The sequence below is a fragment of the Bradyrhizobium sp. Kon10 genome, from assembly GCF_055807395.1.
In genome coordinates, this window is sequence record NZ_JBVVOZ010000291.1 from 1 (window position 1) to 256 (window position 256).

Below are 256 nucleotides of genomic sequence, written 5' to 3' on the forward strand. Positions count from 1 at the left end.
GATTTCGAGGCGATCGGCGCGATCGAGCCATTGCCGATAGATTTCGGCGCCGCCAATCACGGCGATCTCGGCGACCGAACGCCGCAGGGCATCGCCGCGCGCGATGGCGTCTGCGGCGGCAGTCGATGTCGCGACGATGGCGCCGGCGGCGCGATAATCCGCATCGCGCGTGACGACGATGTTGGTGCGGCCGGGAAGCGGCCGGGGCAAGGATTCGAAGGTCCTGCGGCCCATGATCACGGGCTTGCCGATCGTG

At 68.4% G+C, this 256-nt stretch carries 1 protein-coding gene; it reads right to left on the reverse strand.

The genetic code is table 11. The features are described 5' to 3' along the window. Positions 1-256: dihydrofolate reductase (locus tag AC0L2O_RS37080; RefSeq protein ID WP_473373241.1), on the reverse strand; the 256-nt coding region annotated here is incomplete at both ends.